The organism is Pseudomonas sp. C9D1 (assembly GCF_056491235.1).
This window is the reverse complement of sequence record NZ_JBSZIE010000003.1, coordinates 94,691-116,093: the sequence shown is the minus strand read 5'-3', so window position 1 is coordinate 116,093 and position 21,403 is coordinate 94,691. Positions and strand designations below refer to the sequence as shown.

The following is a 21,403-nucleotide window of genomic DNA, read 5'->3' as shown; positions in this document are numbered from 1 at the left end:
TCACGGTGTGTGATGGGGCCTCGGATCGATGGGTTTCGCTTCGCTCTACGCCATCCCACGGGTGTGCGAGAGCGTGGGGTGTGGGGGTGGAAAAGGAAGGGCGGCCTGGCGATCCGTGCCCGGTTCGGCCCTTCAAAGCGGGTGGGTCAGTTCGTAGGATGGGTAGAGCTGTGCGAAACCCATGCTGCCGGGGCGGCCAATAATCACGGTGTGTGATGGGGCCTCGGGTCGATGGGTTTCGCTTCGCTCTACGCCATCCTACGGGTCTGCGGGAGCGTGGTGTGCGGGTGTGGGGGTGGAAAAGGAAGGGCGGCCTGGCGATCCGTGCCGGGGCCGGCCCTTCAAAGCGGGTGGGTCAGAAGGCCAGGGCCATGGTCACCTGGCTGTAGACGTTGGTACCGTCGCCGCCCACCTGGTTGCCGCCGTTGCTGGCGTCGCGGTCGGGCTGGTAGAGGCCCACCAGCGGGCTGACCAGCAGGTGCTCGGTCACCGCCCATTCCAGGTAGATGTCCAGCTCGCGGGCGTCGAGGTTGAGGGCGTCGCGGCGCTGCAGGGTGTTGAAGTCGAAGTAGAGGACGCCGAGGGTGAGGTTCTCCAGCGGCTTGGCCTTGAGGCCGACATGGTGGATGCCGGTGTTGCTGTTGAAGGGGCCGGCGTAGTTGGAGGCCACCTCGCCCTGGAACCAGGTGCCGTAGCCGCTGGCGAAGCCGTTGAAGAGGCTGTCCCAGCCTTCGGAATAGCGGCTGTAGCGGTAGGTCAGCTTGGGTGCCCAGGCGATGTCGGCGAAGGTGTAGCCGCTTTCCAGGTACCAGGCGCGCTCGTTGCCGGCGTACTTGTCCTGCACTGCGTATTCGAAGCCGAAGCTGGCGTTCTCGATGCCGGCATCGCCTTCGCCGCGCAGGCTGTAGATGTCCATGCCGTCGCGCTGCTGCTGGAAGTCGCTGGCCCATTCATCGGTGACGTCGAGGCCGTGGATCCAGGTCAGCCCCAGGGTGCCGGGGGCTGCGGTGTATTCCAGGGTGCCGGCGGCCAGCTCGGTTTCGGCCTGGGCGCGGTTGTCGGACTTCAGCCAGAAGGCGCTGCCGTGCAGGCCATCCTTGCCGCCCAGGCGCAGCACGGCGGTGCGGTCGAAGGCGTGGCGGGCGGCGTTGTAGTAGGCACCGCCACGGTTGAGGTGGCCGTCCGCCGGGCCGTTGCCGAGGTTGGGGCCGTCGTCGTTGATGAGGAAACCGGTGCCGATCTTCAGCACCTGGCGGCCGAAGGAGACATCGACACCGTCCTCGCCCAGGGCCGGGAACAGGTTGGCGGAGCGCCAGCCCAGGTAGGCCTCTTCGATCTTGGTGGTGCGCTCGTTGCCCAGGGTGTTGCCGCCCGGGTCGCCATCGCGCCAGGTGGCGGAGCTGACCCAGTTCAGCGCGCCGTAGGCGGTGCCGTTGCCGGCCAGGCCCTGGTCGCCGCTGAGGCCGTATTTGACGAAGCCTTCGGTCCAGGTGGAGCCGCCGGGGGTGCCGTCGTAGTTCTTGCGGCTGTTCATCCAGCCGTAGACGGCGAGGAAGTCTGCGTTCAGGTGGCTGTCGTCATCGGCGTAGAGCTCGTAGGCGCCGGCGGTCGGGGTGGCGGCCAGCAGCGCGGTGCCCAGGGCGACGGCACTGGCCAGCGGCTGCAAGCGGAGCGTTTTCCTCATGGTTCTCTCCCTCGTATTCTTCTGTGTTGTACGTCCGGGGCTGGGCCCCGTGAGTTGGCATGCCGCCCGGGGGAGCGCGGAGGCGCCCGGCGCGGCGACGGCTATTAACGAGGGCGTGGTGGGGGCGAGTCTTGTTCGAGGCTGCCAGCCGGTTTGCACGCGGCGGCCAGGCTGGAAGCGGCGCGGCGCGGGGATGTCAGGCTGCAACAAGAGCAGCGGCAGGCAGGGGCAAGACGCCCGGGGAGGGCGGGCGCACAGTGGTGGGGAACCTGCGGCTACGACCGCACCGGCCACCCCGGCCGGATAACGATAAACAAGAACAATGCATTCGAGGGCCCTGACGATGTCGATCAACGCCAAGCTCACCGCACACCTGAATCGAGGCTCGGTGGGGTTCCCCACCGCGCTGGCCAGCACCATCGGCCTGATCATGGCCAGCCCGGTGATCCTTACCGCCACCATGGGCTTCGGCATCGGCGGCAGCGCCTTCGCCGTGGCCATGCTGATCGCCATGGTGATGATGCTGGCGCAGTCCACCACCTTCGCCGAGGCGGCCTCGATCCTGCCCACCACGGGCTCGGTCTACGACTACATCGCCTGTGGCATGGGGCGCTTCTTCGCCATCACCGGCACCATCGCCGCCTACCTGATCGTGCATGTGTTCGCCGGCACGGCGGAAACCATCCTGGCCGGGGTCATGGCCCTGGTTAACTTCGAGCACCTCAACACCCTGGCCGAATCGGCCGGCGGTTCCTGGCTGCTGGGGGTGGGCTTCGTCATCGTCTTCGGCATCCTCAACGGCTTCGGCGTCAGCGTGTTCGGCAAGGCCGAGGTGATCCTCACCTTCGGCATGTGGACGACGCTGATGGTGTTCGGCGTGGCCGGCCTGATCGCCGCGCCCGCCGTGCAGCTGGACGGCTGGTTCGGCACTTCGATGGTGGGCACCGACCTGGTGACCATCCTCTCCCTGGTGGGCATGGCGATGTTCATGTTCGTCGGTTGCGAGTTCGTCACGCCCCTGGCGCCGGACCTGCGCAACTCCGCGCGCACCATGCCCCGCGCCATGGCGCTCGGGCTGTTCGGCGTGGCCTCCTGCATGTTCATCTACGGCGCGGCGATGAAGCGCCAGGTGGAGAACGTGCTGCTCGACGAGGCCACCGGCGTGCACCTGCTGGATACGCCCATGGCCATCCCGCAGTTCGCCCAGCAGGTGATGGGCGATATCGGCCCGATCTGGCTCGGCATCGGCTTCCTCTTCGCCGGCGCCGCCACCATCAACACCCTGATGGCCGGCGTGCCGCGCATCATGTACGGCATGGCCGTGGACGGCGCGCTGCCGAAGGTCTTCGCCTACCTCCACCCGCGCTACAAGACGCCGCTGCTGTGCATCGCCGTGGCCGTGCTGATCCCCTGCCTGCACGCCGCCTGGCTGGGTGGCAACACCGACAACATCTTCCACCTGGTGCTGGCCGCTGTCTGCGCCTGGAGCACCGCCTACCTGCTGGTGACCCTCTCGGTGGTGATCCTGCGCATCCGCCGCCCGGACCTGCCGCGTGCCTACAAGTCGCCGTTCTTCCCGCTGCCGCAGATCATCTCCAGCGTCGGCATCCTGCTGGGCATGTGGTTCATCACCCCGCCGGGCATGAACCCCAAGGACATCTACGGCCCCTTCGCCGTGATGCTCGGCCTGACCGCCGCCTACGCGCTGTTCTGGACGGTGGTGGTGCAGAAGGTCAACCCGTTCCGCCCGGTGCCGGTGGAAGAGGTACTGGAAAAGGAATTCGCCAATGAGCCGGGCATCCACCCCAGCGAGAGTTATGGCCATGCTTCCCGCACTGCGTGAGTTCTTCGGCAACACCCGCACGCCCTCCGGCTACCGGCCGGGGGCGACCCTGGCCCTGGTGCGGCGCAACCTCGGCGGCCTCGGTTTCGAGGCGCTGGAGCCAGGCCAGGGGCGCTTTACCCTGGACGACGGCCTGCAGGTGGAGGCCCGCGAGCGCACCCAGTCGGAACTGCTGATGCACCTGGTGCTCACCGAGTTCAGCCTGCAGGTGCCGTCCTGCGGGCAGGGCGTGGCGAAGCTGGAGCTGCGCCACACCGGTGCCATCCGCCGCCAGGGGTTGGCGTGCACCCGACGCGCCGGGGAGGCGGCCGAACTGGCTGGCGTGATCGCCGCGCTGGAGAGTGACCCGGCCTTGCGGGGCGCGCTGATGCCCCTGGACTTCAAGCGCCTGCGCATCGAGCGTGAAGAGGGCCACTGGCGGGTGCTGCTGGAACACATGGGCGCCAGCGAGGTGGTCAACCGCATGCCGGCGTTCCGTCGCTACATCCGCCTCGACGATGCGCAGCAGGCCCACCTGCTGAATGCGCTGCCGGCATTGGGCCGGGTGCTGGCTGGATTCTGAGTGGCTTCAGGCCTCCGTCGCGGGGGCCTTCTTGATGCCCGGGATCAGCACCAGCTGGCGCAGGTCGGCGACCTTGAGGTCCAGGCTCTTGCCACTGGGGGACAGCGCCAGCTCACCCATGGCGAAGACCCGGAAGTAGTCGACCTCTTCCCTCAGCAAGCCATCCAGGTAGCCCTTGAAGCGGTAGGCGTCCATCTGCTCCTTGGAGATGTAGAGAAACACCGGCTTGTTATCGATGCGGTCGTAGAACTTCAGCTTGAAGCCGCTGCCGTAACGGTCCACCAGCAGCGCGCCGCCCTGCAGCACCCGGTTGGCAGTGCCCAGCTTGGCGTACTTGATCGCCTTGAAGTACGCACCCAGGGGCATCTCGCCTTCGCCCACCACGCGCAGGCGCATGGCCTTGAACTCGTCGTCGCCCAGCTCCAGCCGCGCTTGCCGGTAGCACTCCACCAGGCGCTCCAGGCTGCTGGTGCGCTGGTTGACCGATTTCTTCTCGTTGCGCGGGGCGGAGGCTTCCTCGGGGGCGCCGGCGGGCTTGCGCGCGGGGGCGGCTGGCGTGTCGGGCTTGTCGGCGTTGGGCCTGGCCCGTTCGACCGGGGGCTCGAACACGTCGATGTAGTCATGCAGCTTGCGCCGGGCGTGGCGCTGCCGGGCTTCGGCCTCGCTCTCGCCGGGCAGCTTGCCTTCGGCGTCCTCGTCCTCCTCGTCCTCCTCGTCGGCCATCCATTCGCAGTCGGGCGCGTGGCTGGAGTGCGGGTTCTCGCGGAAGTGCGCGGCCTTGTAGGTCTCGTTCGGCTGCTTGTCGTAGTTCGCCGCGGTGACCTTGGTGCCCAACGTGCGGCAGGCCTCGCTGGAGCAGAGGAAGTCGAAACGGCTGCGCGGCTCGGGCAGGGAGAAGAACGCCCGGCGCGCTTCGGCGATGGACAGCACCTCGTCCAGCTGGACGCAGTAGGCACGGGTGATCGGGGCTTTGGTGGGCATCCGGGGCGGTTCCCTGGCTGGGGGCATGAGGCGGGATTATGCAGGCTGGCGCGATGGCGGCAAACGGGGGCTTGGAGTGGGCGGCGGGCGGGTGTTAGGTTCTCGGCATGTCGGCTTTCAACAAGGAGTGAGTCATGGCATCGCACAAACTGAAAGGGCCCAGGGCCGCCGGCTTCAAGCCGGGCATGGGCACCCATCACCCGAAGAAGACCCGGGGCGCCCGCAAGGAACGCTCGGGCATCCAGGCCCTGGTGATTGCCGGCGGCATCGTATTGCTGGTCATCGTGCTGGCGGTTCTGGCCCGCTGAGGTAGGGCGAGAACGCCAAAGAAGCCCCGGCCAGAGTGCCGGGGCTTTTGTTTTGGCTATGTCTGCGTTAGCTGTTGTGGTTTCACGGTGCTTTCCGGATGCCTATGGATTCCCTGCACCACCGCCGATGGGTTTCGCTTCGCTCTACGCCATCCTACGAAAGCCGTCGCCACGTGCTGGGTTGGTGCGCACATCAAGTTGAGGATTCGAGCGAAGAAAGTTGGAGCAGCCGCCAAACGCCCATTCCCAGGAGGCCGAGCGAATCGTCGTGTAAGGGGTTGAGCGACATGGATGTCGCGAGAGCTGCGATGGGCCAGGGATGGCCCTTCGCGGCGTGCCCCTGGAACGACGATGGAGCGAGGGAAGTCTGGCTTCAGCCAGACCCGTATGGAGGGGCAAGCCCTTTTGGTTTCTTTTGGGGCGACTGCCAAAAGAGACTCGCCCGGGTGGGCGAAACCAGAAGCACCAGCAAAACTCGGCAATCAGCTGGACTCAAATCCTCTAGCAACACTTAACGCAGACATAGTCTTTGTTTTCACCATTCCCCACCGAGCGCAACGCTTCATGCAGGGTGTGCTGCGTGTTCATCCGGGGGCCGAATGATGCACATCTTCACGCCCCGGGGCCGAGGCGACGCGCACGGAACCCCCACGTTTGAGCCGGGCGGCGAGCAACGGGCCACGTACAGCTCCGCTGGCACCGAAACTGCATCTTCAGACGCCATCGAGTCCTTGTTGCGCTCGCATAGATAACATGTTAACAATCTCGCAACAAAAACAAGATAACTCCGGAGGTTCGTATGCGTGCTCAAGAAGCCCGTGGCGGTCTGGAAGACTGGCAAAAGTCGCTGCAGAACATCTGCGGCAGGTTCGAAACCCAACTGGCTACCAGCCGTTCGCTGTTCATCGGCGAGATCTCCGCGCAATGCCATTCCGGCCTCACCATGGCGCACCTGCGCACCAATGCCGGGCTTATTTCCCGTTCTTCCCTCAAGGCCGATCGCGATGACGACCGCCACTGCTTCCTGATCAGCCAGCGCAGTGGTTTTTCCCGGGTGGCACAGGGCGGCGTGAGCATCGACCTGGCGCCGGGCGAGCTGCTGCTGATGGATTCGGTGGGCGCCTGCGAGATCACCCCCTTTGGCCTGATCGACCATGCCTCCCTGCACCTGCCGCGCGAGGCAGTGGAGCGCGCGTTCAAGTCCAAGCAGGCCAAGTTCGGCAAGATTTCCTCGACCCGTGCCAGCGGTAAGATGCTGCACTTGCTGATGGACCAGCTGTGCCGCGAGCAGGCGGGTTCGGACGATGACGAGATCGAGGCCCTGGAGAACGCCTTCATCTCCCTGCTGGAGCCGGCGCTGGGCCAGGATCGCGTGGAGGTCGGCAACTGCGATTCCCTGCAAGGCGCCAACCTGCGCAGCTATGTGCAGAAGATCATCGACGAGTCGCTGTCCCAGCCCAACCTCACGCCGCTGGCCCTGGCCAACCGCCTGGATATCTCGGTCCGCCACCTGTACCGGCTGTTCGAGGAACAGGGCGACAGCGTCTGCCGTTATATCCAGCGCTCGCGCCTGCAGCGCAGCGCCGATGACCTGGCCAACCCCATCCTCCGGGGCGAGTCCATCACCTCGATCGCCTACAAGTGGGGCTTTACCGATTCGGCGCATTTCAGCCGGTCGTTCAAGAAGCACTTCGAGCGCTCGCCCAAGGACTTCCGTGCCGGCGCGTTGATGGAGGCCGCCGCCGGCTTCTGACGGCGGCTCCACTCACCTTCCTAGCCCAGTTGCGTGGCCAGGTGCTCCACCTGGTCATGCAGGAAACCGGCGAAGGCCTCGCCGGGCTGCTGCAGCTGGATGAAGGCCAGCATCGGGTCTTCCACGGCGGTACGCACCCCCGACAACTCCTCCATCACCGCGAGCCCGCAGAAGGGCACGTAGGCTTCCGCGTAGCCGCCTTCGTGCACCAGCACCAGGCGCCCGCCGCACAACCCCTCCGCCGCTTCACGCAGCAGCGCCGTCATCCCGCGGAACGAGTCGCTGTGCAGCAGCATGCGCGCCAGCGGGTCCACGGCGTTGGCGTCGTAGCCGCAGGCGACCACGATCAGCTCCGGGCGGAAGCGCTCCAGCGCCGGCAAGACGATGCGGCGCATGGCCTGCAGGTAGGCGTCGTGGCCGCTGCCGGCCGGCAGGGGGATGTTGATGTTGCTGCCCAGGCCGGCGCCGCGCCCGCGATCCTCCAGGCCGCTGTAGCCCGGTGGGTAGCAGTTCTCCTGGTGCAGGGAAACGGTCAGCACCTCGCCGTCTTCCTCGTAGATCGACTGGGTGCCGTTGCCGTGGTGCACGTCCCAGTCGATCACCGCCACCCGTCGCAGGCCGTGGCGGGCCCGGGCCGCCTCGATGGCGATGGCGATGTTGGCGAGGAAGCAGAAGCCCATGGCCTGGTCGGCGAGGCAGTGGTGGCCCGGCGGTCGCGACAGCGAGTAGGCGTTGTCCGCCTCGCCCCGCATGACGCAGTCGACCGCGGCGATGGCCAGGCCGGCGGAAAGCTTGGCGATCTCGTAGCTGCCGGGACCGATGGGCGCTTCGCTGCCCAGCTCGCCGCCACCGGCGTCGCTCAGGGCCTTGAAGCGTTGCAGGTAGTGGGCCGGGTGGACGCGCAGCAGGTCCTCGTCCGTGGCCGGCTCCGCACTGCGTTGCAGCAACTGGCGGGACAGGCCGGAGACATCCAGCAGGCTTTTCAGTCGGCGTTTGGTTTCGGGCGATTCGGCGAAGCCGGTGGCGGCCGGCGGTTGCACCCAGCCGCCCACGGGCAGGGTCAGGGCGTGCATGCCGGCGCTGTGCCAGAAGCAGAGTTCATCGGAGAAGAAGGCGGTACGGCGGCTCATGGATTGGCTCCGGTGTTGTCGAGGGAAGGGGACGGCGCGCCGCTTTGCAGGCGGGCGAGGCTGAGTGCGGCGAAGGACAGCAGCAGGCAGGTGGCACTGAGCAGCAGCACGCCGCGCATGCCGACACTGCTTTCCAACAGCGGGCCGGCGATGGCGGGGCCGAGGGCGAGGCCGCCGCCGATCAGCAGGTTGGTGGTGTTCATCAACCTGCCGTCGCGGTCCAGGTCGGCCAGGCAGGCGAGGATGAAGGGCAGGGCGAAGGTCCAGGTGTACTTGAACACCAGGGCTGCGGTGGCGAAGCGTGCGATGCCCGGTTGGTCGAGCAGGAGCAGCACCGCGCCGGTCATCAGGGCGTAGCCGAGCAGCAGCATCGCCCCGCGCGGCCAGCGCTTGCCGATCAGCGCGGCGCAGGCCGAGCCGGCGATGCCCAGCAGGGTGGCGACGGCGAGGATGCGCCCGCTGCTGGCCGGGTCGATGGCTGCGGCGCCGGCGATGCTGCCGATGAAGGTCCACACGCCGCTGAGGCCGACGTAGAAGGCCAGTACGGCGAACAGCGCCAGCAACGCGCGCCAGCCGATGCCACCGGGTGCCCGCTCAAGCGTGCGCGCGGCCGGGGTGACGCCCTGGAAGCTGCCGGCCAGCGGCAGGCACAGCAGCATCAGCAGGGCCAGGCCGAGGTACAGCGCCTGCAGGCCGAAGCGCTCGAACAGCGGCGGCAGCAGCCACAGGCCGATGGCGCCGAGCACCAGCTGGCCCATGACCCAGAGCCCGTATACGCGGTCGCGGTCCTGGCTCTGCGCCGCACTGGCGATGCACAGCACCATCAGCGTGCCGCCGGCCAGGGCGCTGACCACGCGCAGGGCCATCAGCGGGTGGAAGGCGCTCGCCCAGGCCGACGCCAGGTTGGCGACGATGAACAGCAGGGCCGCGCCGCGTGCCACCCGCCGCCAGTCCAGGCGCGGCTGCCAGAGGTAGGCGGGCAGGGTGGCCAGGCTCATGGCGGCCAGCTCGGCGGAGAACAGCTGGCCGATCTGCGCCGGGCCGAGGCCGAGCTGGAGGGCGTACTGGGTGGCGATGGCCGGCGCGGCCATCAGCACGCAGGGGACGATGGCGGCGAACAGCACGATGGCCAGCAGGCGGGTGCGGGGCAGCCCCGCGGAAACGGCGGTGGTCATGGCGTGGCCCTCAGAAGACATGGACGAAGCGCAGCAGCAGGTTGTTCTGCTCGAAGGCGTTCTCGGTGGCGACGTTGCGCGTCAGGCCCAGCAGCACCTGGTTGCGCGGGTCCAGCCAGTGGCCCACCTCGAAGCCGAGCTGCGTGTAGCGCTGGTGGGTGTCGTCGAGGGTGCGGCCGTTGAATTCCAGTTCGCCGCCGTCGGCGTGGATCAGGCGCAGGGCGCCGTAGGTGCTGGGGGTGAAGTCGTAGGAGGCGAAGGCCTGCAGGCGGTAAAGCGGCTTCTGCTCCAGGTCCTGGCCGAAGTAGTCGTCGTTCTTGCCATAGACCTGGGCTTCGAGGTTGGCCTCCAGGATCCAGTTCTCGCCGACGCCCTGGGTGTAGTTGTAGTTGAGGTGCAGTGCCCAGCGGTTGGCGCCGGGGGAGGCGTCCGGGTTGCGCCCGTGGTATTCGCCCACCGGCACCGTGAGCATGGTCAGCAGGCCGCTGTAGGTGCGCGATTGCGGGTCGTTGATGAAGAACAGCGTGCCGCCCACCTGCGGGTCGCCCAGGCCGCGTTCGCTGCTGCGGCTGGCGGCGCCTGGCGCACGGATGTCGACGTCCACGTAGGGGACGATGAACTGCGGGGTGCATAGGGTGCCGCAGATGTCGGTGAAGATCAGCTGGCGCCAGGCGAAGGCGTTGACCGCGAGGTCGGCCTTGCCCGTGCTGTCGCCCGCGCCGTGGTAGTCGTTGGCACGGGTCAGCGGCAGGTAGCCGACACCGAGCACGGTGCCCACCGGTGCCGAGACGAAGTCGCGGGCATTGAGGTCGGCGGCCTGCGCGCTGGAGGCGGCAAGGGCGGCGGCGAGGGCAAGCGGAAGCGTGTAGCGGCTGTGCATGTGCAGGGTTCCTCTGGCGGGTAGGTGCAGGCAAAGGCTCCCCGTCCCGCCTTCTTAAGGGCGGGTGGAGATGGAGCCGGGGAGCGTGTGGGTTTAGTTCGAGGTGTGGTGCAGCAGGTGGGCGATGCCCGCCTTGCCGTTGATGCCGAGCTTGTCGTAGATGCTGCGGATATGATGGCGCACGGTGTTCGGCGCCAGGCCCAGGTCGCGGGCGATTTCCTTGTAGGTGCTGCCGCCGCCGAAGCGTTCGGCGACGTCGGTTTCCCGGGCGCTCAGTTGCGCCAGGGCGGGGCGCAGGCGGGCGCTGAGCAGGAGCAGGTCGCCGACTTCGGTGGCGTCCAGCTGCAGGTGCTGGCCCCGGTAGCCGGCGGCGTCCACCGCCTCGGGCAGGCGCGGGCCGCTCCAGCGGGGCCATTCCAGCAGCAGGCGTTCGACGAAGCCGTGCTCGGCGTAGTGCAGGGTGCGCTGGCGGTCGCACACGGCCAGCGCCAGGGTGTTGGGCCCGTCCAGGGTTTCACGCAGGGCCACCAGGGCGCGGATCTGGTTGGCGCCCTCGGCGGCCACCAGGTGCGGCATCACCTGGTCGAGGAGGAAGCGCTCCTCCTCGCCGAAGCGCGGCGCGCCCGGGCGGCGGTAGAGCGTCAGGTGCACGCTGAGCTGGGTTTGCGGGTCGATGTGGATCACGCAGAGGAATTCACCGAAGCCGTGCTTGCGCCCCAGCCAGCGCAGCCCGGCGGGGGTGTCTTCGGCCTGGCTGTCGACGATCACCGAGCGCCCGGGTTGCGACTGCACCAGGCCGACGGTGATGTCCTGCTCACGGATCGACTGCCAGTCCTCCACGTAGCTGGCGGGCAGGCCGAACACCTGGGAGCTGTGTTCCTCCGGCAGGTCGGCGACCATCGCCGCGTGCCCCCACCAGGCCTTGTCGAAGGCCAGCAGCGCCTGCAGGCGTTGCAGGGCGTGGCGATGGAAACGGGCGAGGGGTTGTTCCTGGGCCAGTCGTTGCAGCTCCAGCACGCAGGCGTTGAAGGCGGCGAAACGGCGGGGGGTGATGAGGTGTTCGTCGATCTGGCTCATGGGAGGTACCTGTCTGCGACTTTGTTGTTTTTGTCGGAGCCGGCGAGCGGCTCTCAGTCATCAGTGGGTGGCCGGTGTCTGTACGACGAGGCAGGGCCTGGAACGAGTATCGCCAAGGGTGGCGGGGGTCACCATCCTACAGATGCAGGATAGGCCGGCGACCCCCGCCGGCGCTGGCCTTCGGCATTCAGCCGCCAATGGTTGCGAGGGTCTCCGGGAGCGTGGCGCCGCCGTCCACCACCAGGGTCTGCCCGGTGATGTAGGAGGCCTGGTCCGAAGCGAGGAACAGCATGGCGGCGGCGATGTCACCAGGCTCCCCCAGGCGCCCCAGGGGCACGCCCCGGGCGATGGCGGCGGCATGCTCCCCGTCGCCCAGGTTGCCCATGGCGGGGGTGCGGATCATCCCCGGTTCCACCCCGTTGACGCGCACGCCCTCGGCGGCCAGCTCCAGTGCCGCATTGCGGATGAAACCGTTCACCCCGGCCTTGGACGCCGCGTAGTGGGTGAGCCCCGGGTAGGCCACCCGTGGCCCGGTCACCGAGGAGGTGACCAGCACGCAGCCGCGCGCCTGCTGGCGGAACAGCGGCAGCGCGCCCTGGGTGAGCCAGAACAGCGCGCCGAGGTTCACTGCCAGGGTGCGTTCGAGCAGCTCCGGGCCGATCTCCTGCAGCGGCCTCAAGGGGAAGTAACCGGCGTTGTGCACCAGCACATCGAGCCGGGGCAGGCCGCCGAGCAACTGCAGGATGGCGTCGCGGTCCGCCAGGTCGATGGCTGCCGCATGCACCTCGCGGCCGGCGTCGCGCAGCGACTGCGCCAGGGCTTCGACCGGGGCCTGTTGCAGGTCGGCGATCAGCACCCGCGCCCCGCAGGCGGCGAAGCCTTCGACGATGGCCCGGCCAATGCCCTGGGCGCCGCCGGTGACCAGCACGCTGCGGCCGGTGAAATCGAAGGCGGGGCTCATGACGCACCGCCAAGCCGCGTATAGGCGAGCGTGGGCACGTCGACGATGCTGGAGCCGCCATCGGCCACCAGGGTGGCGCCGGTGAGGATGGAGGCCTCGTCGCTGATCAGGAAGCGGCATAGCGCAGCGATCTCCTCCGCCTGGGCCGGGCGGCGCAGGGGCACTTCGGCGGTGACCCGCGCGTAGGCGGCGTCGAGGCTCTCGCCGTGGTGCTGCATCAGCGGCTGCATTTCCTCGTCGGCCATGGGCGTGCGCACCCAGCCGGGGCATACGCAGTTGACCCGCACGCCCTGCGGCCCGTAATCCCGCGCCAGCGAACGGGTGAGGCCCAGCAGCGCATGCTTGGCGGTGGTGTAGCCGCACACCTCCGGGCCCGCCGCCAGGGAGGCGATGGAGCCCAGCAGGACGATGCTGCCGCGCCGCTCCAGCAACGACGGCAGGCAGGCGCGGGCGCTGTGGAAGGCGGTGTCGAGGTTGCCGCGCATGGCCGCCTGCCAGGCGTCGTCGCTGGTGTCGGTGGCGCTGCCCAGGCCGTGGCCGCCGGCACAGGCGAGCAGGGCGTCGATACCGCCGAAGCGTGCGTGGATGGCGGCGACGAAGCCGGCCCAGTCGGCGCTGCTGGCGGCATCGCCCACCAGCACCAGGCCGCCGCATTCGGCGGCGACCCGTTGCAGGGGCTCGGCGCGGCGGCCGATCAGCACCAGGTTGGCGCCTTCGCGCCCCAGGCGCCGGGCGCAGGCTTCACCGATGCCGGTGCCGGCCCCTGTGATCACCACCGTGCGCTTATGCATCGCCATACACCGTGCGGTTGAGCACGTCGCAATGGGAGGACACGGGGAAGTTGGAGAGGGCGCCGAAATCGCCGTCGGCATAGCCGAAGATCTTGCCGTCGCTGCGGTGGGCCTTGAGGTCGATCATCACCACGCCGAGGGTGGGCACGATCTTCTCGCGCCAGACGAACAGGTACAGCTCGTCGGCGATCTTGAGGTAGTGGCAACGGTCGGTGTCGCACAGCCCCTTCTCGACGCCCGCCAGGCACTGCCAGCTGTAGTAGTTCTCGTTGAGGTAGATGTGCTCGTAGACCTCGGTGGGGCTGTAGCGGTAGCGGTTGCGCAGGCCCACCAGCTCGGCGGTCGGCGCGTGGGGGCAGGCGCCCGGCTGGAAGGGGCGGTCGAGGGTGCCGTGGAAGAACTGCACCTCGACGCCGGTCAGGCTCTTGCCGGCCAGGGCGCGGCCGTACAGGCCCTCGCGGGTGGCGGCGGCATCGGGCAGGCGGCCCAGCACCGCGCTGAACGCGCTGGCGGCGGTGTCCAGCACCAGGGTCACCGACCACAGCTGGCCGTGTTCTTCCTTGATGAAGTCCACCAGGTAGATGCCCGGGCGCACCGAGGTGGCGCGGTAGGGCGAGCGACCGCTGGAAGAACCGTCGGCCAGCGCCCAGTCCAGGTGCCCATCGGCGAACACGTGGGCGATGCTCCAGCCGTTGTCGAACTGCAGGTCGAAGCGCTTGCCGTCGAGATCGGCCAGGTTGGGCAGGATGAAGGCCTCCGGGGCAAACCCCTCGGCCAGGGCGCCTACGGTGATCCAGTCGGATTGGGTGGTCATGGAGCGGTCCTCGTGCTTGTTGATGAGGACTTAATGGTCGCCGGGGGGAAGGCATGGGGGTATCAACCGGAGGGATGAGGAGCAGCCGGAAGCTTGAAGCTTGAAGCTTGAAGCTTGAAGCTTGAAGCTTGAAGCCAGAAGCCAGAAGCCAGAAGCCAGAAGCCAGAAGCCAGAAGCCAGAGCCGCTTTTTCTTCCGGCTTTCTGCTTCCAGCTTCCAGCTGCCTTTTCAAGCTGTCCCTTTAGGGACATACCCATCCCCCTCATTTGCCCCGACCATCCCCCCATACCCAACAAAACAAACCGAACAAGGGGAGGGGCGAGATGAACGAGAGCACCACACTGGGGCGGCCTGCCTCGGGCAGCGGTGGCGTGAGCTACCAGGATGTGTCCGCCGGCTATTTCGAACAGCGCACGCTGCAGCGCCATGCGGGGTTCTTCACCCTGCTGGTGCTGGGTGTGGGCGCGGTGATCGCCGGGCAGTATTCCGGCTGGAACCTGGGCCTGGCCCAGGGCTTCGGCAGCATGCTGGCGGCCACCGTGATCATCGCCTTCATGTACCTGCTGCTGTGTTCGTCCATCGGCGAGATGTCCGCCGCGCTGCCCCATACCGGCGGCGCCTATTCCTTCGCCCGTACCACCCTGGGGCCATGGGGCGGCTTCAGCACCGGGCTGGCGGAGAACATCGAGTTCATCCTGGCGCCCGCCGGCAACATGTTCTTCATGGGTACCTACCTGTCGGCGATCTTCGGCACCGCGCCGGAGTGGCAGCCCTTGTGGTGGCTGGTGGGCTACGCCTGCATGCTGCTGCTTTCTGTGCGTGGGCTGGGCGTGTCGATGTGCGTGGTGGTGGTGATCACCCTGGCGGCCATCGGTGTGCTGGTGTTCTTCTTCGCCACGGCCATCCCCCATGTGGATTTCGCCGCCAAGGCCCTGAACCTGGCCGCAGGTGACGCCGGCACGCCGGTGGAAGTGGCCGGCGGCAACGGGCCCTGGCTGCCCTTCGGCCTCACCGGAATCATGCTCGCGCTGCCCTTCGGCGTGTACATGTTCCTCGCCATCGAGCAGCTGCCGCTGACCGCCGAGGAGTCCCACGACCCCAGCCGCCATGTGCCGCGCGCGCTGGTGTTCGGCATCCTGATCCTCACCGTGCTGGCTTTGGGCGTGCTGTTCTTCAGTGCCTCCATCGGCGGTGGCGCCTTCGCCATGAGCAGCTCGGGCGAGCCGTTGCTGGACGGCTTCCGCGAGATCTTCGGGCACACCGCGAGCAAGGTGCTCTCGGCCGTGGCGGTGCTGGGCCTGGCGGCGTCCTTCCTGGCGGGCAGCTTCGCCGCCGGACGCAACATCTACTCGCTGTCCCGCGCCGGCTACCTGCCCACCGCGCTGTCGGTCACCCATCCGGTGAACAAGACGCCCAACGTCGCCCTGCTGACCGGCTCGCTGCTGGCGCTGAGCATCCTGCTGGTGTTCTGGTTCAGCTTCGGCCGCGAGAACAACGCGCTGATGGGCGGGATCATGGTCAGCATGATCGTGTTCGCCGGGATGATCTCCTACATCCTGCAGAGCATTGCCTTCATCCGTCTGCGCCGCCTGCACCCGGACCTGCCGCGCCCCTACCGCAGCCCCTACGGCGTGTTCGGCGCGCTGGTGGTGATCGGCATCTCGGCCATCACGCTGATCTACCAGTTCCTCGACCCGCTCTACAAATGGGCCGCCCTGGGCGCCGCCGCCTGGTACCTGATCGGCATGGCCTACTTCGCCTTCTACCGCCGTCACCGCCTGGTGCTGTCGCCGGAAGAGGCCTTCGCCGTCAGTGGTGGCCGCGAAGGGCACCCGCGCTGAAGGCCGCTCTCGGATAACCCCATGCACGCCACGTGGCGGGGCCGGTTCGTGCCCCGCCACCTCTACATAGAACCCTTGAACCAGGAGTTGCCATGCTTTCCAACCAACCACGCCTGCACGGCAAGGTCGCAATCATCAGCGGGGGCGCCGGCGGCTGCGGCGAGGCGGCTAGCCGGCTGTTCGCCCGCGAGGGGGCGGCGGTCGCCATCATCGACCGCAACGCCGAGGCCGCCCGCGCCCTGGCCGCGCAGATCGAGGCCGAGGGTGGACGGGCCATCGGCCTGGGCGCCGATGTGTCCCAGGCCGACCAGGTGGATGCGGCGGTGGCGGCGAGCCTCGCCGCGCTGGGCCCGGCCGATGTGCTGTTCAACCACGCCGGCACGCTGATCGTGAAGCCCTTCCTGGAGGTGCAGGAAGAGGAGTGGGACTGGCTGATGGCGGTCAACGTCAAGAGCATGTTCCTGATGACCCGCGCCGTGCTGCCGCAGATGCTGGCGAAGGGCAAGGGCAGTATTGTCTGCACCTCGTCCATCTCCGCCCAGTACGCCACGCCGGGGGAGGTGGTCTACAACGCCACCAAGGGCGCTTGCCAGATGTTCGCCCGGGCCATCGCCGTCGAGTTCCGCGACCGCGGCATCCGCTGCAACGCGGTGGCGCCGGGCTTCATCCGCACCGCCCACGGCATGCGCGAGCTGCATGATCTGCAGGCCATGGGCGTCAACGCCAGCGAGGCGGACATCGCCGCCCAGCAGGGCCGCCTGTGCGAGCCGGAGGAGGTGGCGCGGGCCGCGCTGTTCCTCGCCTCCGACGATGCCTCCTTCGTCAGCGGCGCCCATCTGTTCGTCGATAACGGCTTTTCGTCCGTGTAGCAGGGAACGCAGCCGGACGAGCCCGATGCAGGTGACTGTGTCGGGCTTTTTCATTGGGGGCGTGCAAGGAGCGGGGGTTATCAGGTGGTGAGGTGTTTGGGGTTGGGTTGTGGGAGCGGCTTCAGCCGCGAAAAGCATCGCGAATGAATTCGCTCCTACAGGACTGCGCTGTGTAGGTTGGGCTGAGGGATGAAGCCCAACGTGGCGGAGCCTGACCTTGCAGCGTTGGGCCGCGCTGCGCTTGGCACCAACCTACGGCGGTGCTGCGCACCGCTGGGGGAATGAATTCGCCCCTACGGTCGCGCTGAAAAGCGCTGGCGTGGAAGGCGTTGTGGCAAGCAAAATGCTTTCTTGAAAACACCCCTGAAACGCGCGCCCCAAGGCTCATTTCTGCACCTGGGCGGGGCGGCCGGACAACAAGAAGGTGAAGCATGGCGCACGCAGCAGGACTCTCCCATTCCCAGGGCTGGCAGGTGTTGGAAGCCTGGCACGCACACAGCCCCGAGCTGATCGCCAGCGTGGAGACGGCTGCCTTCGCCGAGCGCCTGGACGAGGCGTTGCAGGCCCTGGCGGCCTTCGACCAGAGCTGCATCTTCGTCTACCCCGCCGGCGGCAGCCCCGCGCTGCTGCACGACAACCTGCACGGCATCCCCGAGCCCGGCGCGATGCAGCGCTATGTCAACGGCACCTACCTGCTGGACCCGGTCTACACCGCCTGCGCCCATGGCCGGCCCGCCGGCCTCTACCGCATGGCGGAGCTGGCGCCGGATGCCTTCTTCGAGGGTGAGTATTTCAATTCGCCGGACGTGCACCCGTGCATTTCCCTGGCGTCGGGCAGCCTGGCGGAGGAGATCGTGTTTCTTTCGCCCTTGCCCGGCGGCACCTACGCGGCCTATTCGCTGATGCGCTGCAACGGCTCGCCGGTGTTCTCGGATCAGGACGTGGCCGCGCTGCGGCTCTGCCAGCCGGCGCTGGAGGCCTTTCTCCAGCGCCATTACGCCAAGGTCGCCGCCCAGCCGCTGGGGGCACGGCCCGAGCGCAGCATCGCCGAGCACCTGGCGGCGGCCTTCTCCGGCTTCGCCACCGACCGCCTGACCGCGCGCGAGCAGGCCATAGTGGGGTTGATCCTGCGGGGGCATTCCAGCCTGTCCATCTCCCTGCACCTGGAGATCGCCGAGGGCACGGTGAAGAACCACCGCAAGCACCTCTACAGCAAGCTGGGCATTTCCAGCCAGTCGGAGCTGTTCCACCTCTTCGTCAATCACCTGCTGGGCACCGAACTGGGCGAGCCCCCGGCTGGTGTCGTGCCCGCCACCCTGGTGCAGCAGTCGGGGCGCTGAGGGGCGCCGTCAGAGGAACAGCATCGCCACCAGTTCGGTGCGGCTGCTGGCACCGACCTTGCGGAACAGGTTGAGCAGGTGGGTCTTCACCGTCGGCAGGCCGACGCCCAGGTGGCGGGCGAGCTGCTTGTTGCCGATGCCTTCGCGCAGCAGCAGGGCGATCTCCCGTTCACGCGGGGTGAGGCCTTGCAGCTTCGGCTCGGCGACGGGCACCAGGGCCTGAACACCGGCCTCCATCATCCCCTGCAGGGCCGCCAGGCTGGCCAGTTCCTCCTCCGAGAACGCCGGCATGCCGCTGCAACGCAGCAGGGACAACCCGGCCACGGGGCGCTCGCCGGCCTGGGCGATGACTTCAACGACGTCTATCACCTCATGGGCGCGCAGGAACCCCTGGTATTCGCGGTTCTGCGCCTCGTCCTGGCGGGCCTGGCCTGCTTGCAGGGGCACCACCGGCAGGCCGGTGGCCAGGCAGGCGCCGGGTTGCAGCGGGTCGAGGTGGCGGTAGTGGCGCAGGTAGGCGTCGTGCATCTGCGGGTGCATGCCCAGCAGCTGGAAGTCGCGGGCCTGCAACTGATCGTCGATCAGGTAGAAGGCACCGAGGGAGGCGGGGACGAAGTGGGTGAAGGTGCTCAGGCAATGCCTGGCGAATTCGACGGGGGATGGCGTCATGGAGGAACCCTCGTGTGAGCGGTGAGGGCAGTGCAGACCATCGCCGCAGAGGTTGCCAGTGGCGCGAACCTGCCCCGGGGGGCAGGCACCTGGAAAGGTCAGGCCACCGCGTAGTAGTGCTTGACGAAGCTCTCGCCGGGGACTTCCCAGAGCACCGGGGTGCCCTTGGCGACGTACCAGCTGTCACCGGCCTTGAAGCGGGTGGTCTGGCCGGTGGATTCGTCGGTGAGGATCACCTCGCCGGTGACCACGGTGGCTTGCTCGTTGAACGGGTAGACCATGCGGAACTTGCCGCCGGTGGTGCCGAAATAGGCTGCGCTGACCGGGTCGGTTGGGGCGCCGGCGGTCATCTTGCCGAAGGCCTTGACCTCGCCTTCGAGGATTTCCGAACCCAGGTCGGCGACGGTGCCCCAGGCATCCAGTTCAGCGAGGGTGATACCGGTCTTGATGGGGGTGAGGGACATGGCAGTTCTCCTGCGAGTGATGAAAAAGTGGGGTTGCTCGTTTAGTGGGTTCCCGCGTTCGCGGGAATGACGGTATTTGCATCTCCGCTGCACCCCTTCCGGCACGAGCGAGCTAGAGCGGTACCAGGCGGGAGCGGCCGCGGAAGCGGAGTTCACATCTGTGAGTGAGCATTCCAAGGCCGATCCCAGCGCCGTACCGCCGACGCGCAGCCGCGCCGATCACAGTCAACGGCGACCGTTCCAGTAGCCGGACACCTGGTGCCAGCTCTTGCCAGCGGTCAGCAGCAGCGGGCGGATATGGTCCTTGCCGACCACCTTGATGCGCCGCACCGAGCTGATCAGGTCATAGCGTGACGAGCCTTCGCTCATGCCTTCGGCCAGCACCTTGCAGATGATGTGGCTGGGGGTGACGCCGAAGCCGGAGTAGCCCTGCACGAAGTAGGCGTTGGGGCGGCCGGGCAGGGTGCCGATCTGCGGGAACAGGTTGGGGCTGCAGGCCATGGGGCCGCCCCAGGCGAGGTCGATCTTCACGTCCTTGAGGTAGGGGAAGATCTTCAGCATGAGGTTGCGGTTCCAGGCCTTGAGATCGCCGGGGATGTGCTCGACGAAGGGCGTCGCCGCACCGAACAGCAGGCGGTTCTCGTTGGTCACGCGGTAGTAGTCGATGACCGGGCGGATGTCGCTGTAGGCTCCGCGAATGGGGCTGATGCGCTGGATCAGCTCGTCCGGGAGCGGCTCGGTCATCATCTGGAAGGCGTAGGTGTTGATGGTGGTCTTGTGCAGCTCCGGCTCCAGCTTGTTGAGGAAGCTGTCGCAGGCCCAGAGCAGCTTGCCGGCGCGTACCGAGCCCTTGCCGGTGCGCACGGTGATGCGCTCGCCGTAGGTCACTTCCAGCGCCGGGCTGTATTCGAAGATCTTCACCCCGTGGCTGGCCAGGGCCTTGGCCTCGCCCAGCAGCAGGTTGAGGGAGTGCACGTGGCCGCCGCCCATGTGCAGCAGGGCGCTGCTGTAGGCGTCGGAGCCGATGATCTGCTTCACCTCGGAGCCGCCGAGGAAGCGGATCTCGTGGGGCGAGCCGAGGGATTTGAACTCCTTCTCCCAGGCGCGCAGGGTCTTCTCCTGGCGGCCGTTGAAACCCATGTAGCCGTAGCCGTGGCAGAAGTCGGCGTCGATGCCGTACTTGGCGATGCGGCCCTTGATGATGTCGGCGCCCAGGTCGCTGATTTCGAAGATCTGCCGCAGGCCGTCCTCGCCCACGTCGTTGCGGATCTTCTCCAGGTCGTGGCCGATGCCGGCCATGATCTGCCCGCCGTTGCGGCCGGTGCCGCCGAAGCCCAGGTAGCGGGCCTCCAGCACGACGATGTTGGTGATGCCCTGTTCCGCCAGTTCCAGCGCGGTGTTGATCCCGGAGAACCCTCCGCCGATCACGACGACGTCTGCGTCCAGGTCCGCCTCCAGGGAGGGGAAGGCGAGGTCGTACTTCTTGGTGGCCGTGTAGTAGGTGGGTGTCTCGATATTGATCATGACTGCAGCCTGAAACGGTGGGTGGAATGCGTTCTGCTGGCGACTATTAAGGGGCGTGCGGCCCCTTGCGGTCTTGTCCCTCACTGCCCGTCACCTTGACCCGGGGTGACAGGCGCCGGGTAAACCTGGCGCCAGCAGCTCTGCGACGCGCTCCACGGCCGCGCGGGCGCAGACCCCGTCGAGCCGTTCCGAGGCACCGGAAATGCCGATGGCGCCGATCACCTGGCCCTGGTGGTGGAAGGGCTCGCCGCCGCCGAACAGGGCCATCCCCGGTTGCAGGGGCAGGCCCTGGCGCACGGCGGCGGAGCTGCCCTCGAGGCGCTCCTGCCAGGCATGGGTGGCGATGCCGAAGCCGGCGGCGGTGACGGCCTTGTTCAGGGCGATGGCGCGGCTGGGGCCGGGGGCGCCGTCCATGTGCGCGCTGTGGATCGGCAGGCCGGCGGCGTCCACCACCTGGATGCTGACCCGGGCGCCCTGCTCGGCGGCGGCATCCAGGGCGGCCTGCAGCGCCTGCATGGCGAGGGCGAGGCCGAGATGGGTCTGTGTGCGCAGCAGTGCGTTCATGGGAGCGACCTGTAGGTATTTTTATCGCTCGATCATGAACAGGTTAATGACCGGCCGCAATGACCCGGGCGCGGGTTTTTCCGGGCGGTGAATGGGAAAGGGGTCACGCTTGGGCGAATCCGGCACGGGCAAGCAAGAAGCTGGCAGCCTCGAACATGACGGGTGGGCGTCGCC

At 67.8% G+C, this 21,403-nt stretch carries 20 protein-coding genes; 7 read left to right on the top strand and 13 right to left on the bottom strand.

All coding sequences use genetic code 11. The annotated features are described in order from the left end of the window. Positions 1-355: 355 nt before the first annotated feature. The gene (locus ACXI0U_RS28255; RefSeq protein ID WP_479551153.1) at positions 356-1,684 is read right to left on the bottom strand and encodes an alginate export family protein; all 1,329 of its coding nucleotides are present in this window, start codon (positions 1,682-1,684) and stop codon (positions 356-358) included. Between the two features lie 343 nt (positions 1,685-2,027). On the opposite strand from ACXI0U_RS28255, the gene ACXI0U_RS28250 reads away from it, so the two are divergent. Both ACXI0U_RS28250 and ACXI0U_RS28245 read left to right on the top strand, forming a co-directional pair. Continuing rightward, positions 2,028-3,527 carry an APC family permease gene (locus ACXI0U_RS28250; RefSeq protein WP_021221109.1) on the top strand — a complete coding sequence of 500 codons (1,500 nt, stop codon included), beginning with the start codon at positions 2,028-2,030 and terminating at the stop codon, positions 3,525-3,527. After that, the gene (locus ACXI0U_RS28245) at positions 3,508-4,089 is read left to right on the top strand and encodes a DUF3156 family protein (protein ID WP_479551152.1); all 582 of its coding nucleotides are present in this window, start codon (positions 3,508-3,510) and stop codon (positions 4,087-4,089) included. The genes ACXI0U_RS28250 and ACXI0U_RS28245 overlap by 20 nt, the downstream gene beginning before the upstream one ends. A gap of 6 nt (positions 4,090-4,095) precedes the next feature. Here ACXI0U_RS28245 and ACXI0U_RS28240 read toward each other — a convergent pair whose 3' ends face one another. Continuing rightward, positions 4,096-5,070, bottom strand: coding sequence for an ATPase (locus ACXI0U_RS28240; protein WP_479551151.1), 975 nt, complete (start codon positions 5,068-5,070; stop codon positions 4,096-4,098). Positions 5,071-5,204: 134 nt separating this feature from the next. On the opposite strand from ACXI0U_RS28240, the gene ACXI0U_RS28235 reads away from it, so the two are divergent. Together ACXI0U_RS28235 and feaR are read left to right on the top strand one after the other, a co-directional pair. Next, positions 5,205-5,378 (top strand): hypothetical protein, encoded by a 174-nt coding sequence (locus ACXI0U_RS28235; RefSeq protein ID WP_021221106.1) that lies wholly within the window; start codon positions 5,205-5,207, stop codon positions 5,376-5,378. Positions 5,379-6,177: 799 nt separating this feature from the next. Next, positions 6,178-7,131 carry a transcriptional regulator FeaR gene (gene feaR, locus ACXI0U_RS28230; RefSeq protein ID WP_021221105.1) on the top strand — a complete coding sequence of 318 codons (954 nt, stop codon included), beginning with the start codon at positions 6,178-6,180 and terminating at the stop codon, positions 7,129-7,131. A 20-nt stretch (positions 7,132-7,151) separates the two neighbouring features. Here the strand turns inward: feaR and ACXI0U_RS28225 are convergent, their stop codons facing one another. From ACXI0U_RS28225 to ACXI0U_RS28195, 7 genes are all read right to left on the bottom strand, one after another. Continuing rightward, a complete protein-coding gene (locus tag ACXI0U_RS28225; RefSeq protein ID WP_021221104.1) occupies positions 7,152-8,261 on the bottom strand; it encodes a class II histone deacetylase in 1,110 nt (369 codons plus the stop codon). Further along, positions 8,258-9,457, bottom strand: a complete 1,200-nt coding sequence (locus ACXI0U_RS28220) for an MFS transporter (RefSeq protein WP_479551150.1) — start codon at positions 9,455-9,457, stop codon at positions 8,258-8,260. The genes ACXI0U_RS28225 and ACXI0U_RS28220 overlap by 4 nt, the downstream gene beginning before the upstream one ends. Beyond that, entirely contained in the window at positions 9,447-10,316 is an 870-nt protein-coding gene (locus tag ACXI0U_RS28215; RefSeq protein ID WP_374980820.1) for a transporter, read from the bottom strand. The genes ACXI0U_RS28220 and ACXI0U_RS28215 overlap by 11 nt, the downstream gene beginning before the upstream one ends. 93 nt (positions 10,317-10,409) lie before the next feature. Next, positions 10,410-11,393, bottom strand: coding sequence for a response regulator transcription factor (locus tag ACXI0U_RS28210; RefSeq protein WP_271657854.1), 984 nt, complete (start codon positions 11,391-11,393; stop codon positions 10,410-10,412). 187 nt (positions 11,394-11,580) lie between these two features. Beyond that, positions 11,581-12,354 carry an SDR family oxidoreductase gene (locus ACXI0U_RS28205; protein WP_479551149.1) on the bottom strand — a complete coding sequence of 258 codons (774 nt, stop codon included), beginning with the start codon at positions 12,352-12,354 and terminating at the stop codon, positions 11,581-11,583. Continuing rightward, positions 12,351-13,145 (bottom strand): SDR family NAD(P)-dependent oxidoreductase, encoded by a 795-nt coding sequence (locus tag ACXI0U_RS28200; protein WP_043246586.1) that lies wholly within the window; start codon positions 13,143-13,145, stop codon positions 12,351-12,353. Before ACXI0U_RS28200 ends, ACXI0U_RS28205 begins: the two co-directional genes overlap by 4 nt. Continuing rightward, entirely contained in the window at positions 13,138-13,959 is an 822-nt protein-coding gene (locus ACXI0U_RS28195) for a molybdenum cofactor biosynthesis F family protein (protein WP_184489920.1), read from the bottom strand. The genes ACXI0U_RS28200 and ACXI0U_RS28195 overlap by 8 nt, the downstream gene beginning before the upstream one ends. A 322-nt stretch (positions 13,960-14,281) precedes the next feature. Here ACXI0U_RS28195 and ACXI0U_RS28190 point away from each other — a divergent pair, with 322 nt between their 5' ends. The 3 genes from ACXI0U_RS28190 (at position 14,282) to ACXI0U_RS28180 (ending at position 18,008) form a co-directional block, all read left to right on the top strand. Further along, positions 14,282-15,799 carry an amino acid permease gene (locus ACXI0U_RS28190; protein WP_479551148.1) on the top strand — a complete coding sequence of 506 codons (1,518 nt, stop codon included), beginning with the start codon at positions 14,282-14,284 and terminating at the stop codon, positions 15,797-15,799. 92 nt (positions 15,800-15,891) lie between these two features. Next, entirely contained in the window at positions 15,892-16,668 is a 777-nt protein-coding gene (locus ACXI0U_RS28185) for an SDR family NAD(P)-dependent oxidoreductase (protein WP_021221096.1), read from the top strand. A 431-nt stretch (positions 16,669-17,099) separates the two neighbouring features. Beyond that, the gene (locus ACXI0U_RS28180; RefSeq protein ID WP_479551147.1) at positions 17,100-18,008 is read left to right on the top strand and encodes a helix-turn-helix transcriptional regulator; all 909 of its coding nucleotides are present in this window, start codon (positions 17,100-17,102) and stop codon (positions 18,006-18,008) included. Positions 18,009-18,017: 9 nt separating this feature from the next. Here ACXI0U_RS28180 and ACXI0U_RS28175 read toward each other — a convergent pair whose 3' ends face one another. From ACXI0U_RS28175 to ACXI0U_RS28160, 4 genes are all read right to left on the bottom strand, one after another. After that, positions 18,018-18,677 carry a helix-turn-helix transcriptional regulator gene (locus ACXI0U_RS28175; protein ID WP_350448594.1) on the bottom strand — a complete coding sequence of 220 codons (660 nt, stop codon included), beginning with the start codon at positions 18,675-18,677 and terminating at the stop codon, positions 18,018-18,020. Between the two features lie 98 nt (positions 18,678-18,775). Beyond that, positions 18,776-19,141, bottom strand: a complete 366-nt coding sequence (locus tag ACXI0U_RS28170; RefSeq protein WP_111264605.1) for a cupin domain-containing protein — start codon at positions 19,139-19,141, stop codon at positions 18,776-18,778. 225 nt (positions 19,142-19,366) lie between these two features. After that, positions 19,367-20,665, bottom strand: a complete 1,299-nt coding sequence (locus ACXI0U_RS28165; protein WP_021221092.1) for an NAD(P)/FAD-dependent oxidoreductase — start codon at positions 20,663-20,665, stop codon at positions 19,367-19,369. 90 nt (positions 20,666-20,755) lie between these two features. Beyond that, the gene (locus ACXI0U_RS28160; RefSeq protein WP_479551146.1) at positions 20,756-21,229 is read right to left on the bottom strand and encodes a GlcG/HbpS family heme-binding protein; all 474 of its coding nucleotides are present in this window, start codon (positions 21,227-21,229) and stop codon (positions 20,756-20,758) included. Positions 21,230-21,403 lie beyond the last annotated feature (174 nt).